Source organism: Erysipelatoclostridium sp. An15 (assembly GCF_002160675.1).
Lineage (GTDB): Bacteria > Bacillota_I > Bacilli_A > Erysipelotrichales > Coprobacillaceae > Thomasclavelia > Thomasclavelia merdavium.
On the sequence record NZ_NFLA01000100.1, the window covers coordinates 1 to 2,120 of the forward strand.

General features: G+C 28.2%; 1 protein-coding gene. It reads left to right on the forward strand.

Annotation, left to right across the window (positions count from 1 at the left end):
- The coding region (locus B5E92_RS15585) for a SpaA isopeptide-forming pilin-related protein (protein WP_087303519.1) at positions 1-1,952 on the forward strand (1,952 nt) is incomplete at its 5' end.
- Positions 1,953-2,120: the final 168 nt, after the last annotated feature.

Below are 2,120 nucleotides of genomic sequence, written 5' to 3' on the forward strand. Positions count from 1 at the left end.
ATACATTCTATTTAAGTGCTCCACTAACAGTAACAGAAAACTATTCTAGTGATTGGTTAACTGCAAATAACTTATTAAAATATGCTCCTTTGGTAATACAAGGATATGCAAATTATCAATCTGAAGGAACATTATCTTTAGTTAAAGATCCTCAAAGAGCTAAATTAAATATTGATTGGATGGATACTGGTAGTTTGAAATTAACTAAAACAAATGACACTGGAGAACTTATTGACGGTTCAGAATTCAATCTAAAACATACAAGTTTAGATTATTCTATTGATTTAAAAGTGAAAGATGGACAAATTACTGCAAATAATCTACCAGTAGGTGAATATATATTAACTGAAACAGTAGTTCCACCTGGACATGTTGCAATTACTAAAACATTTAAAGTAACTATAAATTCAAATGAAACTACTGAGGAAGTTGTTGTCAATAATTTAAGACCAGTTGGAAATTTAATTATAAATAAACAGCTAGAACAATCAGATAATATTAATCTTGCAGATTATGATTTTTCAAAAGTTAAATTCAAAATAACTGCAAGTGAAAAAATAAATGATAGTGTCACAAACCAAAAACTATATGAAAAAGGAGATGCTATTACTACTGGTTCTGGAAAAGGCTCAAGTGAAGATTATGTTAAACTAATTTCAGGAAATGAATTAGGAAATGGAATTTATACACCTGATGAAAATGGAAAATTAGAACTAACTGGTATGCCAATGGGAAGCTATAATATAGAAGAAATTGAATGTCCAGATGGTTTTGTATTTGATGATGAGATGAAGACAGTAACCTTTACTCAACAAGATTTTGTTACCCTAACATATACTACTTCATTAGATATCAACAATGAAATAACTAAAACAGAATTTAGTAAAACCGATGTTGGTGGAGAAGCAATAGTTGGTGCTTTTGTTCAAATTTTAGATGATGAAAAAAATGTTGTTTATGAGTTCACAACATCAGATCAACCTATTCAAATCGACGGACTTAAAGATGGAAAATATTATTTCCATGAGGATTTAGCTCCACTTGGATATAATTTAGCAAATGATGTTGAATTTACAGTTAGTAATGGCGAAATACAAAAAGTTCATATAGTTGATACTATTACAACAGTATCAAAATTAAAAGAAGATGGTTCACTGTTACAAGGAGCAGAATTAGAAATCGTTTCTACTAAAACTAAAAATATAGTTGATAAATGGACTACTGGTCAACACATATTTGATATTACTGATGAAATTAGAACAGAATTAGAAAATGGTAATACAGTAACTGGTACATACAATGAATCAGAAAATAAAATAACTTATAAAATTACTCCAAACAGTAATCATGATGATTATACTATTATGATTCAAACTGATAATGAAACTGTTTATCATAACATTGATATCAATGGTAATGAAACAACTCATTTAATTCAAAATTTAATTAGTGGTCAAGAGTATATCTTAAGAGAAAGTAAAACTCCTGATGGATATGCTACAGCTCCAGAGCAAAAATTTGTTGCTGGAACAGACAAAAATGTTAATTTAACAATGACTGATGAAGATACTAAAGTAGAAATCAGCAAACAAGATATTACAACACAAAAAGAATTAGAAGGAGCACATCTTCAAGTAAAAGATAAAAATGGTAATATTGTTGATGAATGGGTTAGTGGAAAAGAACCTCATATAATTAAGAATTTAACAGTTAATGAAACATACACATTAATCGAAACTATTGCACCTGTTAATTACCAAATTGCTCAATCAATTCAGTTTACTATCGAAGATACTGGTGACGTACAAAATGTAGTAATGTATGATGAATTAATGCCAGTTGCGAAGAATGTAAAAACTAGTGATGATAACAATATGTTATTATTTGGAACAGTTTGCTTAATCTCATTAGCTGGAGTAATTGCTATTGCTAGAAAAAAGAAACATAATTAACGAAAAAAGAGGCAAAATGCCTCTTTTTTAAATTAAGGATTAAAATGATGAATGAAAAAGAGAAAAAAAAATTATCAATAGAGAGAAATTTAGATAGAATTAAAACTCTTCTTGATAATTTTATTGATGAATACAACAATACAGAAAATATATCACCTGATGATACTA